The sequence below is a fragment of the Amycolatopsis rhizosphaerae genome (assembly GCF_007713715.1).
GTDB lineage: Bacteria > Actinomycetota > Actinomycetes > Mycobacteriales > Pseudonocardiaceae > Amycolatopsis_E > Amycolatopsis_E rhizosphaerae.
In genome coordinates, this window is record NZ_VJWX01000018.1 from 1 (window position 1) to 26,434 (window position 26,434).

26 protein-coding genes are annotated in these 26,434 nt (G+C 69.5%); 19 read left to right on the top strand and 7 right to left on the bottom strand.

The genetic code is table 11. The features are described 5' to 3' along the window. Positions 1 to 841 (bottom strand): CapA family protein (locus FNH05_RS03610; protein WP_144585824.1); only part of this gene is annotated, 841 nt, incomplete at its 3' end. Positions 842 to 964: 123 nt separating this feature from the next. Here FNH05_RS03610 and FNH05_RS03615 point away from each other — a divergent pair. Then, positions 965 to 1,777, top strand: coding sequence for an IclR family transcriptional regulator (locus FNH05_RS03615; protein ID WP_144585825.1), 813 nt, complete (start codon positions 965 to 967; stop codon positions 1,775 to 1,777). A 26-nt stretch (positions 1,778 to 1,803) separates the two neighbouring features. On the opposite strand, the gene FNH05_RS03620 is transcribed toward FNH05_RS03615, so the two are convergent. Beyond that, positions 1,804 to 2,604: an alpha/beta fold hydrolase gene (locus FNH05_RS03620; RefSeq protein WP_144585826.1), complete on the bottom strand. Its 801-nt coding sequence runs from the start codon at positions 2,602 to 2,604 to the stop codon at positions 1,804 to 1,806. Positions 2,605 to 2,684: 80 nt separating this feature from the next. Here FNH05_RS03620 and FNH05_RS03625 point away from each other — a divergent pair, with 80 nt between their 5' ends. From FNH05_RS03625 to FNH05_RS03635, 3 genes are all read left to right on the top strand, one after another. Beyond that, the gene (locus FNH05_RS03625) at positions 2,685 to 3,872 is read left to right on the top strand and encodes an NADH:flavin oxidoreductase/NADH oxidase (RefSeq protein ID WP_222426505.1); all 1,188 of its coding nucleotides are present in this window, start codon (positions 2,685 to 2,687) and stop codon (positions 3,870 to 3,872) included. 826 nt (positions 3,873 to 4,698) lie between these two features. Further along, positions 4,699 to 6,249, top strand: a complete 1,551-nt coding sequence (locus tag FNH05_RS03630) for a bifunctional 3-(3-hydroxy-phenyl)propionate/3-hydroxycinnamic acid hydroxylase (protein WP_186382361.1) — start codon at positions 4,699 to 4,701, stop codon at positions 6,247 to 6,249. Continuing rightward, positions 6,246 to 7,013 (top strand): alpha/beta hydrolase, encoded by a 768-nt coding sequence (locus FNH05_RS03635; protein WP_144585828.1) that lies wholly within the window; start codon positions 6,246 to 6,248, stop codon positions 7,011 to 7,013. Before FNH05_RS03630 ends, FNH05_RS03635 begins: the two co-directional genes overlap by 4 nt. 37 nt (positions 7,014 to 7,050) lie before the next feature. Here the strand turns inward: FNH05_RS03635 and FNH05_RS03640 are convergent, their stop codons facing one another. The 3 genes from FNH05_RS03640 to FNH05_RS03650 form a co-directional block, all read right to left on the bottom strand. Next, on the bottom strand, positions 7,051 to 7,722 hold the full coding sequence (locus FNH05_RS03640) for a GntR family transcriptional regulator (RefSeq protein WP_144585829.1): 672 nt from the start codon (positions 7,720 to 7,722) through the stop codon (positions 7,051 to 7,053). Positions 7,723 to 7,897: 175 nt separating this feature from the next. Next, entirely contained in the window at positions 7,898 to 8,803 is a 906-nt protein-coding gene (locus FNH05_RS03645) for a dioxygenase family protein (protein WP_144585830.1), read from the bottom strand. An 11-nt stretch (positions 8,804 to 8,814) separates the two neighbouring features. Continuing rightward, the gene (locus FNH05_RS03650; RefSeq protein ID WP_222426506.1) at positions 8,815 to 9,660 is read right to left on the bottom strand and encodes a citryl-CoA lyase; all 846 of its coding nucleotides are present in this window, start codon (positions 9,658 to 9,660) and stop codon (positions 8,815 to 8,817) included. Between the two features lie 143 nt (positions 9,661 to 9,803). Here FNH05_RS03650 and FNH05_RS03655 point away from each other — a divergent pair, with 143 nt between their 5' ends. The 6 genes from FNH05_RS03655 to FNH05_RS03680 all read left to right on the top strand — a co-directional run bounded on the left by FNH05_RS03655 (position 9,804) and on the right by FNH05_RS03680 (position 16,317). Continuing rightward, positions 9,804 to 10,277 carry a nuclear transport factor 2 family protein gene (locus FNH05_RS03655; protein WP_186382362.1) on the top strand — a complete coding sequence of 158 codons (474 nt, stop codon included), beginning with the start codon at positions 9,804 to 9,806 and terminating at the stop codon, positions 10,275 to 10,277. Further along, entirely contained in the window at positions 10,274 to 11,782 is a 1,509-nt protein-coding gene (locus tag FNH05_RS03660; protein ID WP_144585832.1) for an AMP-binding protein, read from the top strand. Before FNH05_RS03655 ends, FNH05_RS03660 begins: the two co-directional genes overlap by 4 nt. Beyond that, positions 11,779 to 12,954, top strand: coding sequence for a CaiB/BaiF CoA transferase family protein (locus tag FNH05_RS03665; RefSeq protein ID WP_144585833.1), 1,176 nt, complete (start codon positions 11,779 to 11,781; stop codon positions 12,952 to 12,954). The genes FNH05_RS03660 and FNH05_RS03665 overlap by 4 nt, the downstream gene beginning before the upstream one ends. After that, complete coding sequence (locus tag FNH05_RS03670) at positions 12,951 to 13,865, top strand: beta/alpha barrel domain-containing protein (RefSeq protein ID WP_144585834.1); 915 nt, start codon at positions 12,951 to 12,953, stop codon at positions 13,863 to 13,865. Before FNH05_RS03665 ends, FNH05_RS03670 begins: the two co-directional genes overlap by 4 nt. A 337-nt stretch (positions 13,866 to 14,202) precedes the next feature. After that, positions 14,203 to 15,213 carry an alpha/beta hydrolase gene (locus FNH05_RS03675; protein WP_144585835.1) on the top strand — a complete coding sequence of 337 codons (1,011 nt, stop codon included), beginning with the start codon at positions 14,203 to 14,205 and terminating at the stop codon, positions 15,211 to 15,213. 33 nt (positions 15,214 to 15,246) lie between these two features. Next, positions 15,247 to 16,317 carry a helix-turn-helix domain-containing protein gene (locus FNH05_RS03680; protein WP_144585836.1) on the top strand — a complete coding sequence of 357 codons (1,071 nt, stop codon included), beginning with the start codon at positions 15,247 to 15,249 and terminating at the stop codon, positions 16,315 to 16,317. A gap of 12 nt (positions 16,318 to 16,329) precedes the next feature. Here FNH05_RS03680 and FNH05_RS03685 read toward each other — a convergent pair whose 3' ends face one another. Further along, a complete protein-coding gene (locus FNH05_RS03685) occupies positions 16,330 to 17,079 on the bottom strand; it encodes an IclR family transcriptional regulator (protein WP_144585837.1) in 750 nt (249 codons plus the stop codon). 174 nt (positions 17,080 to 17,253) lie between these two features. On the opposite strand from FNH05_RS03685, the gene FNH05_RS03690 reads away from it, so the two are divergent. From FNH05_RS03690 to FNH05_RS03730, 9 genes are read left to right on the top strand one after another with little or no spacing between them, the layout of a single operon-like run. Continuing rightward, positions 17,254 to 18,510, top strand: a complete 1,257-nt coding sequence (locus FNH05_RS03690; protein ID WP_246127500.1) for an MFS transporter — start codon at positions 17,254 to 17,256, stop codon at positions 18,508 to 18,510. Next, a complete protein-coding gene (locus tag FNH05_RS03695) occupies positions 18,510 to 19,220 on the top strand; it encodes an alpha/beta fold hydrolase (RefSeq protein ID WP_144585839.1) in 711 nt (236 codons plus the stop codon). The genes FNH05_RS03690 and FNH05_RS03695 overlap by 1 nt, the downstream gene beginning before the upstream one ends. Then, the gene (locus tag FNH05_RS03700) at positions 19,217 to 19,963 is read left to right on the top strand and encodes an SDR family NAD(P)-dependent oxidoreductase (protein WP_144585840.1); all 747 of its coding nucleotides are present in this window, start codon (positions 19,217 to 19,219) and stop codon (positions 19,961 to 19,963) included. The genes FNH05_RS03695 and FNH05_RS03700 overlap by 4 nt, the downstream gene beginning before the upstream one ends. Before the next feature lie 14 nt (positions 19,964 to 19,977). Next, positions 19,978 to 20,595 (top strand): nuclear transport factor 2 family protein, encoded by a 618-nt coding sequence (locus tag FNH05_RS03705; RefSeq protein ID WP_222426507.1) that lies wholly within the window; start codon positions 19,978 to 19,980, stop codon positions 20,593 to 20,595. Positions 20,596 to 20,603: 8 nt separating this feature from the next. Further along, the gene (locus FNH05_RS03710; protein WP_186382363.1) at positions 20,604 to 21,434 is read left to right on the top strand and encodes a sugar phosphate isomerase/epimerase family protein; all 831 of its coding nucleotides are present in this window, start codon (positions 20,604 to 20,606) and stop codon (positions 21,432 to 21,434) included. After that, entirely contained in the window at positions 21,431 to 22,306 is an 876-nt protein-coding gene (locus FNH05_RS03715; protein ID WP_144585843.1) for a dioxygenase family protein, read from the top strand. Before FNH05_RS03710 ends, FNH05_RS03715 begins: the two co-directional genes overlap by 4 nt. Continuing rightward, positions 22,303 to 23,364, top strand: coding sequence for a maleylacetate reductase (locus tag FNH05_RS03720; protein ID WP_144585844.1), 1,062 nt, complete (start codon positions 22,303 to 22,305; stop codon positions 23,362 to 23,364). The genes FNH05_RS03715 and FNH05_RS03720 overlap by 4 nt, the downstream gene beginning before the upstream one ends. Positions 23,365 to 23,390: 26 nt before the next feature. Further along, complete coding sequence (locus tag FNH05_RS03725; RefSeq protein WP_144585845.1) at positions 23,391 to 24,743, top strand: MFS transporter; 1,353 nt, start codon at positions 23,391 to 23,393, stop codon at positions 24,741 to 24,743. Between the two features lie 19 nt (positions 24,744 to 24,762). Beyond that, positions 24,763 to 25,515: an SDR family NAD(P)-dependent oxidoreductase gene (locus tag FNH05_RS03730; protein ID WP_144585846.1), complete on the top strand. Its 753-nt coding sequence runs from the start codon at positions 24,763 to 24,765 to the stop codon at positions 25,513 to 25,515. On the opposite strand, the gene FNH05_RS03735 is transcribed toward FNH05_RS03730, so the two are convergent. Further along, positions 25,464 to 26,405: an alpha/beta fold hydrolase gene (locus FNH05_RS03735; protein ID WP_144585847.1), complete on the bottom strand. Its 942-nt coding sequence runs from the start codon at positions 26,403 to 26,405 to the stop codon at positions 25,464 to 25,466. The two genes, FNH05_RS03730 and FNH05_RS03735, sit on opposite strands and share 52 nt — an antisense overlap. Positions 26,406 to 26,434: the final 29 nt, after the last annotated feature.

Below are 26,434 nucleotides of genomic sequence, written 5' to 3' on the forward strand. Positions count from 1 at the left end.
ACTCCGTGTTCCAGCCGTCGCACCAGTCGAAGACGAAATTGCCGGTCGAGTACAGGATCAGCCCGTTCCGGTAGCACTCCACGGGGTGCAGGCAGTGCGGGTGGTGCCCGATGACGAGGTCGGCGCCGGCGTCGACCAGACGCCGGGCCAGTGGCTGCTGGTACTGGGCCAGCGGCCCCTGTGCCGCGGGCAGATAACAGTGCGGAACGCCCCAGTGAAGCGCGACGGCAACGTAGTCGTTGCCGCGCTTCGCATCCTGGATCAAAGCCTCGGCTGCTCGAACGTCCGGCTCGTGCGCACGGGAATGCACGAAGGGCGGCGTGCCCGGCGTTTCGTCCAGGAAACCGCTGTCGTATTCGAAGCTCTGACGCACCCGGATGGCGCCGATGCCCGCGCGGTCCGCGGTCGCGTTGAACCCCAGCGGAAGTGCGCAGCAGAAGCTGAAGAACGCAAGGCTTTCGGCGCCGACTGAGACGACCCGGGCGAGAGTCGCTTCGGTGCGCGATTCGCCGAAGCCGGCGTGCCGGACTCCCGCGGCGTCCAGTGCCTGGACCGTGTCGCGCATCCCGTCGGCGCCGTAGTCCATCGCGTGGTTCATCGCCAGGGACATCAGGTCGAACCCGAGGGCAGCCAGTTCGGCGGCACCCGAGGCCGGGGCACGCATCGCGACCAGCTTCTCCGCGCGCTGCCCGCGTCCGGTGAGCGGAACCTCGAGGTTCCCGATCGTCAGATCACCGCCTCGCAGGAGCTCGAACGCCGAAGCGCCGGGACCACGGTGGCCGGTGACCGGACGGCGCGGCCACCCCGAGACGACGACATCGCCGACAACAGTCAGATCCATGCGGGCTCCGTTCCATTCTATAGCACGGTGTGCCGCAGAGTAGTCCGGAAGCCTGGTTGCTGTAAAGCGCCGCCGTGCCGAGATGAGGTACGGCAGTGCGGCCGGTGGTACAGTCGCGACCTCATGGGCACCAGAGACGACGTCGGCGACTCGGCCGGCACGGACAAGCCGAACAGCAGCATCCGTTCGATGAACAGCGTGCTGACCACGCTTCGCGTGTTCGAAGAGGTCGCCGTGCGCCAGCCGATCGGCGTCTCGGAACTGTCCCGGGCGACGGGCATCCCGAAGAGTTCGGTTCAGCGGTGCCTGGTCACCCTCCAGCAGGCGCGCTGGCTCAGGATCGTGGACCGTGACCACGCACGGTGGGGACTGACGATGAAGGCGCTCGTGCTCGGCCTGCGCAGCGCTGGGGAGCAGGACCTGCGCGAGGTGGCGAAACCGGTCATCAAGGGCCTGGCCGCGGAGACAGGCGAAACGGTTCTCCTCGGTCTGCGCGACGGTGAGGAGTACCTCATAGTCGCGAGAGAGGACAGCACGCAGCTCGTCCGCGTCTTCATGGAGGTCGGAACGCGCGTGCCGCTCGGTGCGAGTTCCGGGGGCGTCTCGATCATCGCGCGCCTCGAACCCGACGAGATCGATCAGATCCTGCGGTCCGAACCCAAGGAGTTCGAAGGCACGCCCATGCTCGGTCCCGATGAGATGCGGGAGGAAATCGCCCGGACCGCCGACCGGGGCTACGCCCTGAACATGTCGTCGTGGTACCGCCCGCAGGTGGCTTCCCTCGGCGCGGCGATCACCAACTCGGCCGGTCGCCCCATCGGGGCGGTCACGCTGAGCATCCCGGAGATGCGGTACGACCCGTCGCGGGAAAAGGACTTCGCGCAGCGGGTCATCGCGGCCGCGGACGAGATCAGCAGGCTGGTCTCGTCCGCCTGACCACGCGGGGCCCGGCTAGGCCGTCCCTACGCGCTCATGACGCCGGCGATGAGTTCGGCCGTCCCCTCGGGCGCTTCCACAAGGAAGTGGTGGCTGCCCAGGTCGACGAGCACCACGTCGATGCGGCCCTCGAAGCGGTCGAGGGCTTCCTGGGTGACCAGTTCCCGTACTCCGAACACGGTGATCGGCTGTTTCACGTCGGCCAGCGCATTCTCCATGTCCCAGGCGACCAGGCCTTCGAACGCCCGGGTCCCCGCCGGCTGCCGCACCGCCACCATCTTCTCGAAATGTGCCTCCTTCAGCGCGGAGTCGGTGTCCGGTGGCGATCCCGCCTCGACCATGTTTCGGACCAGCCCGGCGAAGTCGTCCCGCAGCGGCTGCAGCAACCCCTCGGCCTGCTCTTGGTCCATTGCGCCGAACAGGAAGAGGTAGTGCAGGGCGTCAAGAGCGACGATGTGGCGGACCGTGCCGGGACACAACCGGCCGACTTCGACGGCCACCGCCCCGCCGAGTGAGTGCCCGACGACGACGCACTCGGCCACCGACTCGGCGTCGAGCACCTCGGCCACGTCGTGAGCGAATTCTTCGATCGTCCAGTCGTCGCGCGCCGAGCGCGACTCGCCGTGCTCGGCGAGATCGACCGCGATCACGCGGTACCGGCCGGGCAGGAATCCGCTCAGCGCGTCGAAGTCCGCCCGGCTGCACGCCCAGCCGTGGACCAGGATGACGGTCGGCCCTTCCGCCGGACCGCTGATCGAATACCGGATCAACGTCTCGTTCGACCGCCGGACTTCGCGGCTCTCCGAAACGCGGCCAGTGGTCACCATGCTCACTCCTCGTGCCATTATGCGGTACGGCGTATCATCGAGTAGCATGAAGGTAGACATGTCTTCGGCGCCTGTCAATCGTGCGCGACGCCTCGACGTGCGGGGTGGCCGCACCGATCGAAGGAGCAGCGGAAATGTCAGCAACCCTCTTCAGCCCGATCGAGATCCGAGGGGTGCGGTTGAAGAACCGGGTGGTCGTATCGCCGATGTGGCAGTACTCCGGAGTGGACGGGAGGCCGACGCAGACGCACACCGTCCACTACGGACGGCTGGCCGAGGGCGGTGCCGGCCTGGTTCTCCAGGAGGGGACGACGGTGACCCGGAGCGGCCGGGGGACCCTGGGAGACCTCGGCATCTGGGACGACAGCATGGTTCCGCTCTACTCACGGCTCGTGGACGTCGTCAAAGCCGGTGGCGCCGTGCCGGGCATCCAGCTCATCCACGCCGGACGCAAAGGCCGCAGGAACCCGCCATGGTCCGCGCACACGCCCCGTCCGGCCGCCAGTGACGATTGGCGGGTGCTGGGGCCCAGCGCGGTCCCCATCGGAGTCGAAGAATTCAGCACGCCCGTCGAAATGTCCCTCGGCGACATCGAGGACACGGTGACGGCCTTCGCGAACGCTGCTCGACGTGCCGACGAAGCCGGCTACGAAGTTCTCGACCTGCAGGCAGCCCACGGCTACCTGATCCACAGTTTCCTCTCTCCGTTGACGAACCGGCGTACGGACCGCTACGGCGGATCCACGGAAAACCGGTTCCGGTTCCTCGTCGAGATCATCGACCGCATCCGCGCCACCTGGCCGGCCGGCAAGGCCCTGTTCGTTCGCCTCTCGTGCGTGGATGTCGAGTGGACCATCGACCAAAGCGTCGAACTGGTGCGGGAACTCGGCACCCACGGCGTCGATGTCATCGACTGCAGCTCGGGAGGAATCACCGGACTGCCGTTCCCGGGCGCGAAAGCGGACTACGGCTACCAGGTGCCGTATGCGGAAGAGATCCGCTCACGAACCGGGAGCAGGACGATGGCCGTCGGACACATCGTCCACGCCACGCAAGCCCAAGCCATCGTCGAAAACGGTCAAGCCGACTTGGTTGCGCTCGGCCGCGAGCTGCTCCACAATCCGCACTGGCCCTTGGACGCCGCTCGCAAACTGGGCTTGCCCGATCCCTACGCCCAAGCCCCGACTCGCATCTCTTACTGGCTGAGGAAACGCGAAAAGAGCTTCCCAGGCTTCACTCCCTCCACAGAAGGAAGCGGTCTCTGGTGATGGCGAGCTGCTCCGTCCGGCGTCTCACGAAGGTCAGTCGATTCCGCACGCCGAGGACGAAAGATGCAACAGGCCCATGATGACCGAGACCGGGAGCGTGAAGGTGAAAGTCTTCGCAAAGTCGACGACACGATCTTCGGGAAATGAGTCCATGAGCGCGTGAGCACTGTCACGCACCACCGGTACGAGTCGACGCGCAAGCCTTGCGTTTATGGTCCGAATAGCGTGGCGCATGGCCGTGTGGCGCGGAGGGTTCTGCACAATCAGGGCATGTGATTGCCAGTCGAAAAGAGACCCCTCGGTGCAACCGAGCGAAGAAACCAGGCCGGTCCCAACGTTCCGAAAACGCTTGCGGTCGAGAAAGGCTGAGCGGACGTCCTCGTACCGGAGCAGGGAAATCCGGCCGAACTGATCGACCGCACAACAAACAGCAACAGAACGGGGTGGTTGTGCCCCGGTCTGCCGTCAGGCGCTGACCGGCAACCTTGTGGCACCGTCGACTGCCCTCAACCTCTCCTCACCGAGAGTCATCTTGGCTGGTTCGGTCCAGCATGTGCGTGCCACCGGACGTTGCCGACCAGCTTTCGAGACGACCCGTACCTGTTCCCGAACGACACCCAGTTGCCTTATTGTACACAACTCTCGCTCGCTTGGAGTGAGTGTGCACCCTCGGATCGACCTTCGATGCCTGTTGACGTGCGACGCTGGCTGATTGACAGCAAGACAGAGTCCTCTCTAGTCTCACATGTCGTATACAGATCTATCCCGACTGCGGCCGGGGACGGCGAGTCGGCACCGATCGTGCGCTCTCAGTGAGGAGAGGTTGATGGCAGTCGACGTGGACGTGGTGGTTGTCGGGTTCGGCCCGGGAGGCGAGGTCGTGACCTCCCTGCTCGGTCAGGCAGGCCACCGGGTGCTGGTGCTGGACAAGGCACCCGCCCCCTACGGCCAGCCCCGGATGAGCACCCTCGACGGGGAAATCGCCCGCGTACTCCAGCACGCCGCGGACCGGGCCGAGGCGATGCGGGAGGCGATCCAGGCACCCAACATCCTGATCTACGGCGCTGACGGCGATCCCGTGCCGCCGATCGACTGGGACTACCGGATCGCCGGACACTGGTCGCACTACTCCCTGCACCAGCCGAACATCGAGGCGGCGCTCGAGGCGCGGATCGCGCAAAATCCGTCGGTCGAGGTCCGCTGGGGCGCGCGAGCCATCGGCATCGATCAGTCCACGGACGCCGTCCGCGTCACCGTCGAGAATGCCGACGGGGCGCGGAGCGAGGTCTCCGCCCGGTACGTCCTGGGTTTCGACGGGGCCGGCAGCTTCGTCCGGCAGGCGGCCGGGATCGAACTCGAGGTGCTCCGGGAGCACGACGACCGGTGGATCCTGACCGATTTCGACGCGCTCCGAGCGCTCCCCGAGGCGATCGCGCGCACCCAGTACCACATGGATCCGGCCCGCCCGTGGTTTGCGGGACCGAACGGCGCCAACCGGTGCCGCACCGACGTCCGGGTCCTGCCGCACGAGGATCTCGACGAGATGCTCCACGAGGACTACGGGTACGCGTTCCTGGAGGAACGCTTCGGGCTGACCCGGGAGGACGTGCGGATGACCCGCCGGGTCGCCTACCGGTTCCGCTCCCACATCGCCCGCGCGTTCCGGGCCGGGCGGGTGTTTCTCGGCGGGGACGCCGCGCACGCCATGACGCCCTACATGGGTCAGGGTGCCTGCTGCGCCATGCGTGACGCGGCCAACCTCGCCTGGAAGCTGCGCCTCGTGCTCTCCGGGGCGGCCGACCAGTCGCTGCTGGACACCTACGAGCCCGAACGGCTTCCCCAGTCGGAGTTCTTCGTCCGCGGCTCGCTGGCGATCTTCCAGTACGTCAACGAGTTGGACCCGGAGAAGGCCGCCGCGCGAGACGTCGCCTCCCGCGCCGGCGAGATCGACTTCCCGCCGATCCCGGGCCTGGTCGCCGGGGTGATCCGGCGGGACGCAGCGGGTGAGCCTGCCCCCTGTGCCGGGCAGCTGGCGCCACAGGGCGTCGTCCGGCATGGAGACATCGAGGAGCGGCTCGACGATCTCGTCGGCTACGGCGTCCAACTGATCAGTCCGCTGCCGCTCGACGAGTTGTTGGGGCCCGATCGGCTCGCCCGCCTCGCCGAACTCGGCGCCCACGTGTTGCGGATCGAGGACAGCGCCGACGCCGACGATACCTACCGCGACTTCTGGGCGGCCACCGGTGCGACCGCGCTGCTCGCCCGCCCGGACCACTACCTGTTCGGCGTCGCCACGGACGCGGCGGACCTCCCCGTGCTCGTCGACGAGTTCCTCGCGCAAGTTCCGAGGGCGGCCGTGACGGCAGGCGTCCGATGAGCGAAGTAACCCTCCACTCCGGCCTGATCTACCACGAGATCGACGGCACCACGCTGCGCGCCGATCTCCACCTGCCCAAGACCGAACTGCCCCCGCCGGTCGTGGTGTATGTCCACGGTGGCGGCTTTCAGTTCGGGGCACGCACCGACGACGCCGAGACACGGCTGTCCGCCCTGGCCGCACACGGCGTCGCGGTGCTCTCGATCGACTACCGGCCGGCCCCCGTCGTCCGGTTCCCCGCCCCGGTCGAGGACGTCCGCCAGGCAGTGCGGTGGGTGCGGGCCCACGCCGCGGACCTGGACGTCGATTCCCGGCGGGTCGCGCTGTGGGGCGCATCCGCGGGCGCCACCCTCGCCGCGCTAGCCGCCCTGTCCCCCGGGGAAGACGCCCCGGTCGGGGCCGTGGTGGCCTGGTTCGGCATGGCCGACCTCGCCGAGACCGCCTCGCGGAGCCGGCTGGAGGCTCGGATCCTGCCCTTCGACTTCGAGGCAGCGTTCCTGGGGGACCTGGGGCGGGCCCGCGAGGCCAGCCCGCTGACCTGGGTCAACCCGGCCGCACCACCCTTCCTCATAGCCCACGGGGACCGTGACCGGGTCACCCCGGTGAACCAGAGCCACGCGCTGCACGACGCGCTGGTCCGGGCCGGAGCGGAGTCCACGCTGTTGCTGCTGGGCGGTGCGGGGCACGAGGACCGCGCGTTCGAGTCCCCCGCCCACCTGGCTCTCACGGCCGGGTGGCTCTCATCCACACTGGGTGCGCGATGATCGTCGAGTGGCGGGCGGCGGCCGTCTCCCGGACCGCTCACTCCTCGGATGGGGTCAGCAGGAGATGACGCTCCATGCGGCGCAACGACTGCCGGCCGTGCCGCAGGTGCGCGCGCATGATCGATTCCGCCCATTCCCGGTCCTGAGCCTCGATGGCCTGCACCAGCTCGCGATGGTGTTCGAAGGAGCGTTCGAGCTCCAGCCGGGTGTGGTGGTGGAACGCCTCGCTGACGAACGGCGGTGCCAGGATGGACGGCACCAGCGCGGCGAGCTGCCGGTTCCCGGAGGCCTGATGGATCTCGCTGTGGAACTCTATGCTCAGCGTCCCGAGCTGCTGCATCTCCTCCTCGCCGGCGGTGGGCAGCATTTCGTCCATTGTGGTGCAGAGCTTGTGCAGGCGTTCCAGCTGGTCGGTGGTCCGGTGCAGCGCGGCCCGGCCGGCACCGTAGCCCTCGATCGTGCTCCTCAGCTCGTAGAGGTCGTCCAGGTCGTCGGCCGTCCAGCCGACGACGAGCGCGCCACGGTGCCGCATGAGCTGCACCAGCCCCTCCGCCTGCAGCCGGTGCAGCGCCTCGCGGATCGGCGTCCGGCTGACCCCGGCGGCGGCGGCGACGTCCTCTTCCCGCAGCCAGCTGCCGGCCGGATAGGTGCCGTCGGCAATGCCGCGGCGGAGCATGTCATACGCGTGTTCCCGTGCCGATCCGCTCATCCTGCCCTCCCGTCCCGCCGTGCGGTTCCCTCATCATCGCGCATCCGGTACGAGGACGACACGACCACCCGTTTCCTCCGCAGGGACGGTCGCGTACGCGTCGTGAACCTCGGACAGTGAGGTAGGTCCGCGCCACCCGCGCGGCCAGGACGGCGGGCTCAGGATTCGAGCCCGGTCAAGGAGCGGCCGGCGCCGAGCCTTCCTCCGGCGCGAGGACGACGTCGAAGCGCACGTACCGGAACGGCGCCGAGACCCCGAACCGCTCGGCCTGCGCGTCGTCGTCGACCACCACGAAGTCGCGGATCAGGGCGCTCTTCACCGCGAACACGACGTCGCGCTCGATGTACTCGCAGTCCGACACGAACGCATGCGTGGTCACCGGCTGATAGCCCTCGGCCTCGATGATGAAGTGCAGGTGGGCGGGCCGGTAGGGCTCGCGGCCGGCGCGGACCACCAAGTCACCGGCGGGGCCGTCGACCGGGATCGGGTAGTAGCGCGGCATCACGCTGCGGTACCAGTAGTAGCCCTCGTCGTCCGCGGTGAACAGGCCGCGGCCGGTGCCGGCCGGAAGTCCGCCCTGCTCCTGGACGTCGTACCAGCCTTCGCCGTCGGCGTGCCAGGTGTCCACCCGTGCCCCGGGAATGGCCTTGCCCTGGAGGTCGGTGACGCGACCCTCGACAACGAGAGGGGTGCCCTCGCCGGTGGTGTTGATCAGTTCGCCGAGCTCGCGGACCGGGCTTTCGGTCAGGTGGAACGGACCGAGCACCGTGGGCGCTGTCGGCCGTAGCCCGTCACCCTCGGGCAGGTCGCCCTTGGCGCCGTTGATCGTCTCGACCAGCATCGACACGCCCATGGTGTCGGAGAACAGGATGAACTCCTGCCGGGTGTCGGTGCAGGCCTTGCCGACGGCGGTGAGGAACTCGATCGCCTGCTCCCACTCGGCGGTGGTCGGGCGGACCTCGCGCACGAAGGAGTGCAGGTGCCGGACGGCGCTCTGCATGACCTCCTTGAGCCGCGGGTCGGGCATGGTGTCGAAGCTGGCCGCGACGACGTCGGCGGACTGCTCTTCGGTGAAGTCCATGGTGTCCTCCGTCAGTGGGGATGGGTGTAGGTGGTCTCGCGTTCGGCGGTGTCCCAGAGCCAGCGGCCGAGCGGGGCGTGGGCCTCCTCGACGAGATGTCCGACGAGGCCCGCGGACCGGGCGACCAGCGCGATACCGCGGAGCGCGGCGGTATCGATGCCCAGATCGCAGAGCAGGGCCCCGCTGGCGCCGCCGGCGTTGAGCGGCAGGTCCCTGCCGCGCGACGCCGCCTGCTGGACCCGAAGCATCAACCGGGTGTGCGGGCCGAGGAGGCCTTCCTCCTCGGCGATCCGCAGGAGACGGGCGGTGCGCGGGTCGCCGCCGGTGTGGATGGGGTGGCCGAGGCCGGGCAGGCGGGCCTTGCGGCTGCGGTGGTCCTCGACGACCCGGGTCGCGATCGTGTCGAGGTCGGAGTCCGTGCTGTCGGCGGCCGGGGACTCGGCCCGCAGCATGCGGCCCGCGTCCTCGAACACGCCGAGGAACACCGAGCCGGCGCCCAGCAGCCCCGCCGCCACCGCACCCTGGATCGCCTCCGGCGCCCCGGTGTAGGTGAGCCGGGCGGCGAGCGCGCTTGGGGTGAGGCCGTGATCGGCCAGGGCGACGAGGACCGCGTTGAACAGCCGGGCCTCGCCTTTCCCCGGGAGCCGGCCACTGACCAGCAGGAAGAACACGGCGGCGAAGTCAACCTCGCCCATGAGCTCGTCGGTCAGGTTGTGCCCGCACACCTCGACGGTGTCCTTAGTGGAGTGTCCGATAGCGGTGCGGAGCGGGGTGATGGGGTGGGGGTTCGCGTCGGCGGCCGGCGGTACGTCGGCTGTCATGGTCGCCTCCTGCGCGCCGTCGTTGAGCAGCTCCATGGCCGAGTATGGCAGAAGTCGGCGGATTTTGTACACAACTTTGGTTCATTGCTTCCCGTAACGCGGGTTTGACAGGGCGATATCGCCCTTCCTAGGGTGTTGATCGTATACAGATGACCGTCGCGTGGAGAGGGAGACGAACGGTGGACCGAACCCATGACGACGACGCGCGGACCCTGGAGGTCTTCGGTCGTTGGTACACCGCACACGAGTCCGGGGACGTGGCGGGACTCAACGCCACCCTCGGCGACGAGGCCACCGTCCACTCGTTGTTCAAGCCCACGCCCGCACGCGGCCGGGAAGCAGCGGTCGCGCACTTCACCGGCGTCAACGCGACCTTCAGCCCGCTCGCGATGTCGCTGCGTCACACACCCGCCGCGGCCGACGGCCGGGTGTTCGCCGAGGTGGAGTTCAGCGGCGCCTTCACCGGCGAGCTGACCTGGGGCGGGGTGACGACACGCGGTGCGGGACAGGGATTCCGGGTGCCCGGCGTCGTGGTCGTCCGGGTCGCGGACAGCGCGGTCCGGTCCGTCCGGACGCTGTTCGACCGCGACGAGTGGCTGCGGCAGATCGGGATCCCCGCGCGGTGGGACGATCTCGAAGGAGCGCGGCGATGAAGGGCGTTCTCACCCTGCCCGAGTTCCTCGCCGAGGGCGCCGCCCGCTGGCCCGACCGGCCGTGGTGCTCCGCCCCCGACGGCGATGCCACCCGAGCGCAGATGTACACCGACGCGCTGGCCTGCGCGACCAGCCTGCGCGCGGCGGGGGTCGGCCGTGGTGACCGGGTGGTGATCGTGCTGCCCAACGGTCTGGACTTCCTGCGCGTCTGGCTGGGCACCATTCTCGCCGGGGCGGTCGCCGTCGCCGTGAACCCGAAGGCCTCCGAGTCCGAGCTGCCCGCCGTCGTCGCCGCGACCGATCCGGCGATCGTGGTAACCGCGCCCGACGCCGCCGTGCCGGGCGGGGTCGACGCCGCCACGGTGACGGGTTTGGTCGCCACCGGGAAGCGCGAGGGTGTTCCTGCCACACCGGACACCCACGCCGGATACATCCAGAGCTCCGGCAGCACGGGCAGGCCGAAGTTCATCATCCAGACGCACGGCATGTACACCATGGCAGGCGAGGGCTTTCCTCACTGGCTCGGCCTCACCGAGGACGACGTCCTGCTCACCACCCTCCCGCTGGCCCACCTCAACGCCCAGGCCTACTCCGCCCTCGGCTCCTGGGGCTGCGGGGCGCGGCTGGTGCTGCCGCCCCGGTTCTCGGCCGGCGCGTTCTGGCAGACCGCGCGCGAGAGCGGGGCCACGGTCGTCAACATGATCGGCGCCATGCTCGAGATGCTCATGAGGCAGGACCCAACGCCCGCGGACCACGAGCACTCGATCCGGCTCTGCTACTCCGCCCCGGCTCCTGACGCGGCACGCCACGCCCAGATCGAGAAGCGGTTCGGCTTGCGCCTGGTGATCGGCTACGCGCAATCCGAGTCACCGTACGGATTGATCAACCCGGTCGACGAGCCCCCGGTGTACGGCTCCATGGGCCGGCCCCGTCAGCACCCTCGGCTCGGCCGGATCAACGAGGCCCGTGTCGTCGATCCGGTGCGCGGCACGGAACTCGGCGACGGAGAGGTCGGCGAGCTGCAGCTGCGCAACCCCGCGATCACTCCGGGCTACGCCGGCATGGCCGAGGAAAGCGCCGCCCTGAAGAACGCGGAAGGCTGGCTGCACACCGGTGATCTCGTCCGCCGGGACGGCCACGGCCGCTTCACCTTCGCCGGCCGGCTCAAGGAGATGATCCGCCGCCGCGGGGAGAACCTGTCCCCCGCCGAGGTCGAAGCCGTGCTCGACGCCCATCCCGCCGTGTCGTCGAGCGCGGTCGTCGGAGTACCGTCGGCACTGTCCGAAGAGGACGTCAAGGCCTTCGTCCACGCCGCCGAGGGCCACACCGTCACCGCCGCCGAGCTGGCCGAGTGGTGCGCCCACCGGCTCCCACCCTACAAACAGCCCCGGTACATCGAGTTTGTCGACTCCTGGCCGCTCACCGAGACGCACAAGATCGCCAAGACGCGCCTGCCCAGGGACCGCAACGACATCGAGGTCGATCTCGTGGAGCACGCCCGATGAGTCCTCTTCCGCTCGCCGGGCTGCGCGTCCTGGAACTGGGCAACTACATCGCCGCGCCGACGGCCGGGCGCCTGCTCGCGGACTTCGGCGCCGAGGTGATCAAGGTCGAGCGTCCCGGGCGGGGCGACGAGATCCGGACCTGGCGGCTCTACCGCGGCCGCACCTCGATGCTGCACCGGACCCTGAACCGCAACAAGAAGTCCATCGAGCTCGACCTGAAATCCGACGAGGGGCGAATGACCGCGCTGAAGCTCGCCGCGGGCTGCGACGTCGTGCTGGAGAACTTCCGCCCCGGAACCCTCGAGTCCTGGGGCCTCGGCCCGGAGGAACTCGACGACGCCCGGCCGGGGATCGTCGTGGTCCGGGTGTCGGCTTACGGGCAGAACGGGCCGCTCTCCGGTGAGCCCGGGTTCGCCGCGGTCGCCGAAGCGGTCGGCGGGCTGCGTGCGCTGGTGGGCGAACCCGATCGGCCGCCCGCCCGGACCGGAGTCTCGATCGGGGACACCCTCGCCGGTATCTACGGGGCGTTCGGCGCGGTCATCGTGCTACTCGGCCGGGCGCGGGACCCGCGGGCGCCGGTCCCCCCGCTGGCCGACCGGATCATCGACGTCGCACTCAACGAGGCGGTCCTGTCGGTCACCGAGTCGCTGGTCCCCGACCACCTCGCCTATGGAGTCGAACGGCGCCGTACCGGCGGGCGTGTCGAGGGCATCGCCCCCTCGAACGCCTACCGCTGCCAGGACGGGTCCAGTGTGGTCGTCGCCGGCAACGGCGACGCGATCTTCCGCCGGTTCATGGCCGCCATTGGCCGCCCCGACCTGGCCGAACGCCCGGATCTGCAGGACAACTCAGCTCGCTGGGCCAATGTGGACGAACTCGATGCGGCGATCGAGGAGTGGAGCTCCGGCAGGCCACGGGACGAAGTCCTCGCCACCCTGGCCAAGGCCGGGGTACCGGCCGGCCCGATCTCCACCGCCGCGGACATCATCGCGGACGCGCAGTACGCAGCGCGTGACATGATCCAGTATTTCGGCGTCGACACCGGCGACGGGGTGCACCGGGTCGGGTTCCCGGGCATCGTGCCGGTGATCGGCGACCGCTCGCTGCCGATCCGGAGCCTCGGCCCCGGCCTCGGCGAGCACACCGCCGAGATTCTCGGGGAGCGGCCATGACCGTGATCAGGGACGTCACGCTACGGGACGGGCTCCAGCTCGCCGGCACCGTCCTGCCCACCGAGGCGAAGATCGACCTCGCGCGCGCACTGCTCGACGCCGGCATTCCCGAGCTGGAGATCGGGTCGCTGGCCAACCCCCGGCTGGTCCCCCCGATGGCCGGCACGCTCGACGTCGTCGCAGCCCTCACAGACGAGGAGCTCGCGCGTTGCTGGGTGTGGGTCGCCACGCCCGGCCACGTGCGCCGTGCCCTCGACGCCGGCATCCGGAACCTGCAGTACTGCCTTTCGGTCAGCGACGCCCACAACCAGGCCAACCTCGGCCGCGACACCGAGACCAGCCTCTCCGCGCTGCCCGAGTCCGTGGAGGCGGTGCAGGCGGCGGGTGGGCGGATCGAGCTGTGCCTCGCGACGTCCTTCACCTGCCCGTTCGACGGACCGGTCGATCCCGGACGGGTCCTCGCGATCGCCCGCGACCCGCGCGCGGAGGGCACCGAGGACATCGTCCTGTGCGACACCCTCGGCCAGGCGATCCCCACGGAGGTCGGCGCGCTGGTCCGGCGTGTCCGGGAGGACACCCCGGCCCGGCGGATCGTGTTCCACAGCCACGACACCTGGGGCCAGGGCCTGGCCAACGCGTTCGCCGCCGTCGCCGCCGGGGCCGAGATGGTCGACGGAACCCTCGGCGCCCTGGGTGGCTGCCCCTTCGCCCCCGGCGCCGGCGGCAACACCTCCACCGAGGACCTCGCCTTCGGGCTGCGACCGGACTGGCTCACCCCGGAAGTCCTGGCCCGGCTCGTCGTCCTTCAGGAGAACCTGCTCGCCGCGCTCGGGGAGCCCTCCCGTTCGCGGGCAGCGGCGGCTGTGCGGGCCACCCCGCCGGTCTTCCGCTGGGCGGCCGGGTACCGCTGAAGCCTCGCCGCGAAACCGCGAGGGAAACCACGGAGGCCGGTCACCGGTGATCACCAAAGGCATATCGCCGATTCCATGCGTGGACGGCGCCCAGTGGTCTCGACCAACCCCTCCGACACCGCCCGCTGCCAAGCCCGCGACGTGGCCGTTTCCTGAAACTGCTTGATTCTTCACCGGCTTCTTGAAAGCGCCTTCTTCGAAGAGGTTGGCGGTCGCCCCGAAGCCCCTGGTGCGGCACCCGCCGGTTGGCGGGCAATGACCGCCAACCGACGGGGCGCCGTACGCCGCGGTACCACCGAAAATGGAGATCAGAAGTCAGCACCCCGAGGAGTCAACAATGACGATCTCCCCCTCCGGTTCCCCAGGCGTCCCGGTCGGTCCCCCGCCGCCTTTCGACGCCGAACTCGTGCCCGCCCTGAGGATCATCAACGAGAAACTGCCGCCCGGCCTGTTCGGTGACCTCGCGAACCTCGCGACCATACGCCAGGACCCGAACGGCCTGGCACGCGTGCCGGACGAGGAGCTGACCAGGAACGGAAGGTTCCTCGTCGAGGAACGCGCGGTGCCCGGCCCGCCGGGTGCCCCGGACATCAGCCTGCTGATCTGCCGCCCGGCCGGTACCACCGGTGCGACACCGGTCATCTACCACACCCACGGCGGCGGCATGGTGATCGGCGACAACCGGCAGGGTGTGCCGGCGATGCTCGATCTGGCACAGAAGGTGGACGGCACCGTCGTATCGGTGGAATACCGGCTGGCACCCGAAACCCCGCACCCCGGGCCGGTCGAGGACTGCTACGCCGGCCTCGTGTGGACCGTCGCGCACGCCGACGACCTTGGGGTCGACCCCGCCCGGGTCCTCGTCGCGGGCGCGAGCGCCGGTGGTGGGCTGGCCGCGGCACTGGCCCTGCTCGCCCGCGACCGCGGCGGCCCCGCCCTGATCGGGCAGATCCTGATGTGCCCGATGCTCGACGACCGCAACGACACCCCTTCGGCACGGCAGATGCGCGGCCTCGGCGTCTGGGACCAGGCCTCCAACGGTGGTGGGTGGACGGCGCTACTGGGGCAGGCTCGTGGCACCGAGGACGTCTCCCCTTACGCCGCCCCCGCCCGCGCGGACGACCTTTCGGGGCTGCCTCCCGCGTTCATCGACGTCGGCTCCGCCGAGACCTTCCGCGACGAGGTCGTCACCTACGCCAGCCGCATCTGGCAGGCGGGTGGTCGGGCCGAACTGCACGTGTGGCCCGGCGGTTTCCACGGATTCGACGGACTGGCGCCCCACGCGACGCTGTCACAAGACGCTGCCGCGGCCCGCCTGCCTTGGCTGAAAAGGATATTGTCGGACTGAAACAGCTCGTGCGCCGTCAAGAGGTGTTGGCCGATGAAGGACTTGACCATTCGCTTGGACGCGCTGGATCCCCAGGCCGGTGCGGCGCTGCGCGTCATCTCCTACTTCGACGACCTCCTCTCCCACAACGCCGGAGTTCAAGCGATCGTCAGGGGCGCCGCCGTGCTCGGCGCCACCGCCGCCACACTGGTCGACAACGACCGGGGCGTGCGCGTCAGGATCGACCGCGCGGGACGCAGCGGCAGTCCGGCGGACCGCTCCCCCGACCCCGCTTGGCCGAGCGCGCCCGTGGGACCGGGGAACGCCGTGCTCTGGCTGGAGCGATCCGGCCCCAAGCATCCCGTCGACGACATGATCGTCGAACGGGCGGCTTCCGCGGCCACCACCGTCCTGGAGCGCACGTACGGCCGCGGGTCGAGCCGTGGTCGGGAAGCCGCCTCGCTCGAGGTTCTCCTCGACCCGGCGGCCCCGGCCTCAGCCAGGGCGACGGCCGCGCGACGGCTCGGGCTTGACAAGTACGCGCGGGTCCGGGCCGTTGCGCTACCCGGCGGCGCGGCGCGGGTCCTGCCCGCCTCCGGCACTCCCCCAACGGGATCCGGCCAGGCGATACCCGAAGGCACCCGCGCCGGAATCGGTCCGGCCGTCCCGGTCACCGAACTACCCGTTTCCTGGGAAACCGCCCGGCTCGCACTGCGCCTGACCGCGCGAGGAACTCCCGCCGACCCTGGCCCCCGCATCGTTCACGCCGACGACAGCGGTGGGCTCCTGGTGCTCGCACGCACCGTCGGCCCGGACACGCCCAAAATCGCCGATGTGGAGGCCATCGAAACGGCCGGTCGAGCGGCGCCGTGGATGCTCCTGACCCTCGACACGATCGCCGCCACCTCCAGCTTGCGAGCCGCCGCCACGGCACTGCACGTGCACCACTCCACGTTGCAGGAGCGTGTCGTGCAGGCCGAGCACCTTCTCGGCTGGCCACTCGGCGACCCCGCCGGCCGCTTCCGCCTCCACCTCGCCCTCGCGCTGCGCCGGCTCCACCGCGCCCAGCCCGACCCTACCGACGACGACCGCATCGTTCCGGGCGGCTACCGGCCCCCCGCGTGATCGTGCTCCCGCTCAGTTGGCCCAGCGGGCGATGCCCAGTGCCGCGGCGCGTACCGCGGGGGCGAGCCGGTCGACGGCCGCCCGGGAATGTGCCACGATGCCGAGCGCGGCGCGCACGCCACCGTCCAGGCCGACGATCGGAGCGGCCACGGACACCGCCCCCAAGGTCATCTCCTCATAGGAATAGGCCACGCCGGACTTGCGGACCTCGGCCAGCGCGGCCGCCAGCCGGCCGGGCTGGGTGATCGTGTGCGGGGTCATCGGAGTCAGTCCGGAGTCGGCGACGGCACCGAGCAACTCCTTCCCGGAGAAGGCCAGGAGCGCCTTCCCGACCCCGGTCGCGTGCAGGGGAAGGCGGCCACCGATGTGGGTCAGCGTCGGCACGGCCTTGGTGCTGGAGATCTTTTCGATGCACAGCGCCTGAGTGCCCTCCAGCACCGTCAGCTGGATGTTCTCCTGGGTCGCCTGGAACAGATCGTGCATATAGGGCAGGGCCGCTTCGCGCAGCCCACGCTGCCGCGGGGCGAGGGAGCCGATGGTCCACAGCCGCATCCCGATGCGGTAGCGGCCGTCGTCGAGCCGTTCCAGGCCGCCCCAGCTCCGGAGTTCGTTGATCAGCCGGCGTGCCGTCGAAACGGGGAGGCCGCTGCGCGCGGCCACCTCGGTGAGCGACAGCGCGGGATGAGCGACGTCGAAGCAGTCGAGCACGGTGAGCAACCGCCGCGAGACGGACTCTCCGGGCGTGTTCGTTCGGCCTGCCACACCGCGAATCTAGCGGTGATTGCCACTGGGTGGCAATGAACTCTGGCGCCCGCCTGCGGTAGGACGGCAGCATCGGTGGGTCACTGCAAGAGCGTCGCAGAACAAGGAGGTTCTGAGGATGGTCACAAGCGTCGAAACGGCCCGCGACCGCGTTGCCACTGGGTGGGTAAACCGATGACCAGGTTCTGGACGCGCCAGGGCATCGTCCCGAATCTCCGCTGGGGATTCGTGGCGCTCACCTTGTTCATGATCGGCGACGGGATCGAATCCGGCTTCCTGTCCCCCTACCTCGCCGAGCACGGTTTCGGCTCGGGGCGGACATCCCTGTTGTGGGGCGTCTACGGGTTCGTCGTGGCCGTCGCCGCCTGGCTCTCGGGCGCACTCGCGGAGGCGCTGGGCCCCCGGCGGGTGATGCTCGCGGGTTTCGCGATCTGGGTCGTGTTCGAGGTCGTGTTCCTGATCGCGCTCGCGCGGGCCGACTTCGCGTTCATGCTGGTCAGCTTCGGCATCCGCGGCCTGGGCTATCCGCTGTTCTCCTACGGCTTCCTCGTCTGGGTGGCCATGGACACGCCGGAATCGGTGATGGGCAAGGCCGTCGGCTGGTACTGGTTCTTCTTCGTGCTCGGCCTGGGCGTGATCAGCTCCTACTATGCGGGCGCGGTCATCCCGCTGATCGGCGAGTTCGCCACCCTCGCCTCCTCGCTGGTCTTCATCGGCATCGGCGGGATCATGCTGGCGTTCCTGGTCAAGGCGCGTGAGCGGAAACCGGCCGGCCTCGCGAAGAGCATGCGCTCGATTCTCGGTGCGTTCACGATCGTCGCCGAACGGCCGAAGGTGGGGATCGGCGGGATCGTCCGGGTGATCAACACCCTGGGCTTCTACGCGTTCGTCGTGTTCCTGAGCACCTTCATGGTCCAGGACGTCGGACTGTCCACGCCGCAATGGCAGACGGTGTGGGGGACGTTGACCTTGACCAACATCCTCGCCAACATCATGTTCGGGTACGTCGCCGACAGGATCGGCCGGGTCCGGACCGTGGCGTGGTTCGGCGGATTCCTGTGCGCGATCAGCGTTCCCGCCTTCTACTACGTGCCGGAACTGTTCGGCCCGAACTTCTGGGCCATTCTCGTGGTCGGCGTCGTGTACGGCGCCGCGCTGTCCGGTTTCGTGCCGCTGTCCGCGATCATGCCGTCGCTCGCGCCGCACCGCGTCGGCAGCGCCATCGCCGTCCTCAACCTCGGCGCGGGGGTGAGCCAGTTCCTGGGACCCGTGGTCGCCGGGCTCGTTTCGCCCCTCGGTGTCGAAGGAACACTGTGGACCATCGCCGGTATCTACTTCGTCGGTATCGCACTCACCTATGCCCTGCGTGACCGGGGTGCAACCGTGGGCGAAGTGTCCACAGTAGACCATCTGGCGGAAAGGACAGCGTGATGACCACTCGTCCCACCATCGTTCTCGTGCACGGGATGTGGCACGGCGGCTGGGCCTGGGAGCGCGTCGCGAAGCTGCTCGAGGTGGACGGCTATCCCTGCGTGCGGGTCACGTTGCCCGGCAGGGACCGTGCTCCCGGCGACCCCACGTTCCGGGGCCACTGCGACCATCTCACCGAGGTCCTCGCCGGCGTTCCCGGTGACGTCGTGCTCGTCGGGCACTCCTATGCCGGAGCCCTGCTGACCGAGGTCGGCGCCGCGGCCAACGTGCGCGCCCTGGTCTACGTCAGCGCGTTCTGCCTCGAACCCGGCGAGTCGGTCGCGTCCGTCAACGACGCCAAGGCGGGGTCGCAGGCGGGCAAGGACGACATCCGGCAGGTCGGTGACTTCCTTGTCATCGATCCGGAAACCGCGCGGCACGCCTTCTACCACGACTGCACTCCGGCCGATGCGGCCAGTGCGGCCGCGCGGCTCACGCCCGAGCACGCGAACGCGCGGGCCGCGGTGGTCTCGGCGGCGGCCTGGCGGAGTGTCCCGTCGCATTTCGTCGTCTGCACCCTCGACCGGGCCTGCACACCCGAAGTCCAGCGCATGATGGCGGCCCGGGTGGGTTCGTCGAGCGAACTCGAGTCGAGCCATTCCCCGATGCTGTCGATGCCGGAATCCGTGGCGCGGACGATCGCCGGGTTCGCGACGGAGCACGCGGCATGAGCGCCCCCGTCGCGATCGTGACCGGCGGCGCCGGCGGGATGGGCATGGCCATCGCCACCGTCCTGCTCGGCGACGGCTTCCGGGTGGCCTTGTTCGACCGCCACGGCGCGAAGGAAGCCGCCGGGCAGCTCAGTGGCGACGTCCTGGGGGTGGCGGCCGACGTCACGGACGAAGACCAGGTCCGGGCCGCGATCGAGCAGGTGAGCAGGACGTGGGGCCGGGTCGACGCGCTGGTCAACAACGCCGGTATCGAACCGGCGCACTCGCTGGAGAGCCTGGAGCCGGACACGTGGCAGGCGACTCTCGAAGTCAACCTGACCGGGCCCGCGCTGATGATCAAGCACTGCATTCCGCTGTGGCGCGGGCAAGGTGGCGGCCGCGTGGTTTCCCTCGGTTCCCGGGTATGGCTCGGCGGCGGCTGGACGCCCGCATACTCCGCTTCGAAGGCGGGGCTCGTCGGCCTGACCCGGGTGGCGTGCCGGGAGCTCGGCCCGCTCGGGGTCACCGTCAACGTCGTCGCGCCGAGCTTCGTGCACACCCCGTTCAACGCGCAGAAGGCCGACCCCGAATTCCTCGAGGACTACGCCGGCCGGTTCGCCGAAGCCTCACCGCTGGGCAGGCTGGTGGAACCGGTCGACGTCGCCTACGCCGTGGCGTTCCTCGTATCCGACCGCGCCCGGAACATCACCGGCGAGGTAATCCACGTCGCCGCCGGATCACAACTGGCGCCGGCAATTCGATGAAGGAGATTCCGAACGTGCCGACAGGCTTCGAAGACAGGCTGGCACTCCGCGAACTGGTCGAAAACTGGGCCGTCTGGCGCGATGCCGGGGACTGGGACCGCTTCGCCACCGTGTGGCATCCGACCGACGGGTGGATGACCGCGACCTGGTTCCAGGGGCCGGCGACGGAGTTCATCGCGGTCAGCCGCGAGGGCTTCGACCGTGGCGTGAGCATCCTGCACTTCCTGGGCGGGCACAGCGTGGACGTCCATGGCGACCGGGCCATCGCCCAGACGAAGATGACCATCAACCAGCGCGCGAACGTCGACGGGGTCGAGGTCGATGTGGTCTGCACCGGGCGCTTCTACGACTTCTGCGGCCGGTACGACGGTGAGTGGAAGATCGTGCGCAGGCAGCCGATCTACGAGAAGGACCGGCTGGACGTCGTCGACCCGGCGGCGCGGCTGGAACTCGACCCCGAACTGCTGAACCGGTTCCCCGCAGGTTACCGCCACCTGGCCTACCTGCAGACCAAGGCCGGATTCACGGTCAAGGCCGGACTGCCAGGACTGACCGGCAGGGCGGTGCGACGCCTTTACGACGAGGGCGCGAAATGGTTGGCGGGCTCGGCCTCCGCGGGCGACACCGAATGAGCACCGAGATGACCACGAAAACCTTGAACTGCAGTGCGAACACGCTGCGCCTTGCCGACCTGCCCACCCGCGTGGCCGCGGCGGCCGGTGCCGGGTTCGCCGGGATCGGCCTGCGGGTGACCGACTACCTCGACGCGAACATGGCCGACGGCGAGATCCGCGATCTGCTCGACCAGCACGGTCTGCGGGTGCTCGAAATGGAGCACAACTGGGACTGGGCCCTTGGCGAAGATCCGGTCGAGAAGGCGATGTTCACCTTCGCCGACGAGATCGGGATCCGCCACCTCAACGTCCCGATGTTCGCCGAGCACCCGCCGGCGGATCTGGTCGAGCCGTTCGGCGCGCTGTGCGACCGCGCCGCCGCGCACGGCGTGCTGGTCGGCTTCGAGTTCCTGCCCTACAGCCATGTTCGCACCATCGGCGAAGCCTGGGAGGTCGTCGCCGCGGCGGACCGGCCCAACGGCGGGATCACCGTCGACCTGTGGCACTGGTTCCGGTCCGGCGCCCAGCCCCAGGACCTCGCCGGCATTCCCGCGTCCGTGATCACCACGGTGCAACTGTGCGACGTGGCGCCCGAGCCCGGGCCCGATATGACCGAGGAGGCCCGCCACCGGCGGAAGCTTCCCGGGCAAGGCGCCGGAGACACCCTCACCGCCCTCAAAGCCCTGCGGGACAACGGGATGGTCGCACCAGTGTCGGTGGAGGTGTTCTCCGACGAACTCGACGCGCGGCCACCGGCGGAAGCCGCCCGGCTCGCCTTCGACACGGGCGTGAAGACCCTCGAACGCGCCGAGTTCCCCGCGCCCGCCTGGACGACGACCCGCGAGGAGGCCCGATGACCAAGCAGTCCTTCTCGGCGGAAGGCTCGGCCGAGATCGTCGCCGAAAGCTTCACCAACACGCCGGACCCACGGCTGAAGCAGGTCATGACGAGCCTCGTGACGCACCTGCACGCCTTCATCAAGGACATCGAGCCCACCGAAGCGGAATGGCAGCAGGCGATCGACTTCCTCACCGCCACCGGGCACAGGTGCGACGACACCCGGCAGGAGTTCGTCCTGCTGTCCGACGTGCTCGGGGTGTCGATGCTGGTCGACGCGATCAACAACCGGAAATCCGCGGAGGCTACCGACACCACCGTTCTCGGGCCGTTTCACCTGGTCGAATCCCCGCCGCGGGAGCTGGGTGCGGACATCTCGCTCGACCGGAACGGTGATCCGTGCGTGTTCGCCGGGCAGGTCCGCTCGTCCGACGGGACGCCGCTGGCCGGGGCCCGGGTCGACGTGTGGCAGGCCAACGGCGCCGGGTACTACGACGTGCAGCAACCCGGTGTGCAGCCCGAACGCAACCTCCGCGGGCTGTTCGTCACCGACGAGCACGGCCGGTTCCGGCTGCGGACCGTCGTGCCCCGCCATTACCCGATCCCGGACGACGGACCGGTCGGCCGGTTGCTGGACGCCACCCAACGGCATCCGAACCGTCCCGCGCACATCCACGTCATCGCCGAAGCGGGCGGGCATGCCCCGCTCACCACCCACGTCTTCGTCGAAGGCAGCCCGTATCTGGACTCCGACACGGTGTTCGGGGTGAAGGAATCGCTGATCCGGCCGGTCACGCTCGTCGACGATCCGGCACGCGCCGAGCACTACGGAACGGCCAACCCCTTCCGGCTCATCGAATTCGACATCGTCCTGGACCGGGTGCGATCGTGAACCACGACTTCGTCCACGAAGGCCGCCCCGGCCGCGTCGTGTTCGCGGCGGGGGCGAGCACCCGGCTGCCCGGCGAGGTCGAGCGCCTCGGCCTGCGCAGGCTGATCGTGGTGTCCACCCCGGAGCAGGCCGGTCTGGCCGCCGAACTCACCTCCCCGCTCGGCGACCGGATCGCGGCACCGCACCCGCACGCCACCATGCACGTGCCGGTCGCGGTCGCGGCGGAAGCGGTGGCACGAGCGCGGGAGACGGGCGCCGACGGCTGCGTCGCCGTCGGCGGTGGCTCCGCGATCGGCCTGGCCAAGGCCATCGCGAAGGAAACCGGACTGCCCATCGTCGCGGTGCCGACGACGTACGCGGGCTCGGAGATGACCCCGGTCTGGGGCCTGACCGACGCCGACCGCAAAACCACCGGCCGGGACCCGCGCGTGCTTCCCGCCACCGTGGTCTACGACCCGGAGCTGACGCTGACGTTGCCGATCGGGCTTTCGGTCACCAGCGGGATGAACGCGCTCGCGCACGCCGCCGAAGGGCTCTACGCGCCCGACGGTTCGCCGATCAGCACGCTGATGGCGGCGGAATCGGCGCGGGCCCTCACCGGTGCGCTACCCCGGGTGGTCGCCGATCCGCGCGATGTCGATGCCCGCTCGGACACCCTGTACGGGGCCTGGCTCGCCGGCAGCGTGCTGGGCGCGACCACGATGTCCCTGCACCACAAGCTTTGTCACATCCTGGGCGGCACGTTCGGCCTGCCGCACTCCGAGACCCACACCGCGATTCTTCCTCACGTTCTCGCCTTCAACCTCCCGGCCGCGTCCCGTGCGCGGACCGCGCTACAGGCCGCGTTCGGCGCCGCCGACCCGGCCGAGCACCTGTTCCACCTGGCCAAGGACCTCGGGGCCGAAATGTCGCTCAGGGCGCTCGGCATGCCCGAAAACGGCCTGGAAACCGTTGCCGGGCAAGCACTCGCCGCGCCCTACGCCAACCCGAGGCCGGTTACCGGAGCCGATCTGGAGCACCTCCTCGGGAACGCACTCGCCGGGGCCGCACCCGCGTGACATTCATGCCGTCCAATGGAGGACACATGTCAAACCCCGACCTGCGCACTGTCCTTGATCGCAACAGAGTGGGCAGCCTGCAACGCCGGGTCCTGTTGCTGTGCCTGGCGGTCGTGACCCTCGACGGGATCGACGTCGCGATGGTCAGCTTCATCGGCCCGTCACTCATCAAGGACTGGCACATCACGAAAGCCCAGCTCGGCCCCGTCGTCACCAGCGGGCTCCTCGGCCTGGCGCTGGGCTCGCTGACCGCGGGCCCGCTAGCCGACCGCCTCGGCCGTAAGAAGGTGATCCTCGCTTCACTGGTCTTCTTCGGCCTGCTGAGCGCGGCGACCGCGCTGACCACGGACATCCTGTGGTTCTCGATCCTCCGTGTGCTCACGGGTTTCGGTCTCGGCGCCGCGCTCCCCAACGCGACGACGTTGGTCTCCGAGTACGCCCCCTCCCGGCAGCGTAGCCACATTATGGCGCTGACCTACTGCGGGATGACCCTCGGTGGTGCCGCCGCCGGTTACCTCACCAACCTGTTCATTCAGATCGCGAGCTGGCACTGGGCGCTCGTCGTCGGCGGGATCCTCCCGCTCGCCTGCGCCGTTCTCGTCGCTGCCGCGTTGCCCGAGTCGCCGAAGTTCCTTGCCCGCCAACCCGAACGCCAGGGTGAGCTGGTCGCACTGATGAACCGGGTCGTGCCCGAGCAGTTCCCGGCGGGCACCCGGTTCTCGCTCGACGAACCCGTGGTCGCCACCAAGGTCCCGGTCGCCGGGCTGGTGGCCCGCCGCTTCCGGCTGGGCACGATCACCATCTGGGCCGGGTTCGTCTGCGCGTTCTTCATCGTGTACCTGATGAACAGCTGGCTACCCATCCTGATGACCGACGTCGGCTTCTCGCTGACCGCGGCCGCGACGATGGGGCTGCTGCTGCAGGCCGGTGGCACGATCGGAAACCTGATGATCGGCTGGCTGATGGACCGGTTCGGGCTGCACCGCACGGTTGCCGTCGCCATGGGCTGCGCCGGCGTCATGCTCGTGTTCGTCGCGCTCGCCCCGTCGGACGCGCTCATCCTCGGCATCCTGATCTTCGTGCTGGGCATGTTCACCAACACCGTCGGCACCGGCTTCCCCATCCTGTCGGCCGCCTTCTACCCCACTTCGATCCGCGCCACCGGCACCAGCTGGGCCACCGGGATCGCCCGCTTCGGCGCCATCGCCGGCGCGGCCGCCGGTACCGTGCTCGTCGCCGCGGGCCTGCACTATCGGCAGGTCTTCCTCGCGCTACTCGTGCCGGCCGCCACCTGCATCCTGGCGGTGACGGTCAAGGGGCGGTACAAATCCACAGTGGATACCGGGCCGGTCGCCGAACCCGCTCCCGTGACGAACTGAGCAGAAGGGACCCGTTTTCATGCGACTAGCGGACAAGGTTGCCCTGATCACCGGCGCCGCCGGAGGGATGGGACGGGCCACCGCCGAAGCGTTCGCCCGAGAAGGCGCGAAGGTCGTCGTCGCCGATATCCTCGACGACGACGGTGCCGCCACCGTCGAGGAAATCCAGGCCGCCGGCGGGCAGGCCCACTACCTGCACCTCGACGTGACCGACGAGAACTCGTGGACAGCCGCGATCGGCGAGGTCCTCGAGGAGTTCGGCCGGCTCGACGTGCTGGTCAACAACGCCGGGATCAGCGGCAGTTTCGATCCCGACCTGACCAGCACGAGCTTCTTCGACCGGCTCATGCTGGTCAACGCGAAGGGTGTCTTCCTCGGGATCAAGCACGGCGCCGCCGCGATGGCCCGCTCCGGCGGCGGCTCGATCGTCAACCTGTCCTCGATCTCGGCCTCGATCGGCCAGCTCGGCATCCACCTGGGCTACGGCGCGTCCAAGGCCGCGGTGAAATCGATGACCAGGACCGCGGCGGTCCACCACGCGGCCGACGGCATCCGGGTCAACGCGGTGGCGCCGGGCATGCTGCCGCCGATGCGCACTTCCCGTGGTTCGGCCGATCCGGCCTGGCGGGCCAGGCAGATCGAGGGAGTGCCGATGAAACGCACCGGGGAAGTGCGGGAGGTCGCCGACGTCGTGCTCTTCCTTGCCAGCGACGAAGCCTCCTACGTGACCGGGGTGGAGGTCCTCGTCGACGGCGGGCTGACCGCCGTCTGAGACGGGCTCGCCACTTGTCCCGTCACCCGGCCGAAGAACGCGCGGACGGCGTCCACGACTTCCCCGGGTGCTTCTTCCGGAACGTAGTGGCCGCCTGGGACGGCGTGACCGCTCACCGCGGCGGGATCGGCGTGGTGCTCCTGCCAGATACGCACCACGTCGCTCTCGCCGAGGCCTCCCTCGGCACCCCACAGCAGGAGCAGCGGCGCCCGCACCCTCAGTCCACGGGCGTGATCAGCCTCGTCGCGTTCGAGATCGACCGAGAACCCGGTCCGGTAGTCCTCAAAGGACGCTCGCAGACGCGCCGGATCGCTGAAGGCCTCGACGTAGTGCTTGAAGGTTTCCTCGTCGACGGCACCGGATTCGCGGACCCTGGCGAAGAAGTGGCCGAGATACGTTTCGACGTTCCCGGAGACCATCCGCGCCGCCAGCTCCGGGTTCCGGTGGAAGAACCAGTGCCACATCGCGCTCGCCGAGTCACGGTCGAACGAGTTCATGACCACCCTCGTCGGCAGGATGTCCAGCAGTGCCAGCGCCTTGATGTCCGACGGGTGGTCGAGCGCCCAGCGGTGCGCGACCCTGGCACCGCGGTCATGGCCGATCACCGCCGCCGATTCGAATCCCAGGTGGTGAATCAGAGCACTCAGATCGGCGGCGGTGGCGCGCTTGTCGTAGTCCCCGGACCGGGCCAGCCCCGAGGCACCGTAACCGCGCAGGTCCGGGGCGACGACGGTGCGGCCCTCGGTGAGCGGCGCGATCACGTGGCGCCAGCAGGCGTTCGTCTGCGGCCATCCGTGGACCAGGACGACCAGCTCCGGCCCGTCACCGGCGATGCGGTAAGCCAGGTCGACGTCGTCGAGGCTCACCGACTCGAGCGTGTCCCGAGGCATCGTTCTCCCTTGCGTTGTTCGAGTGTTCC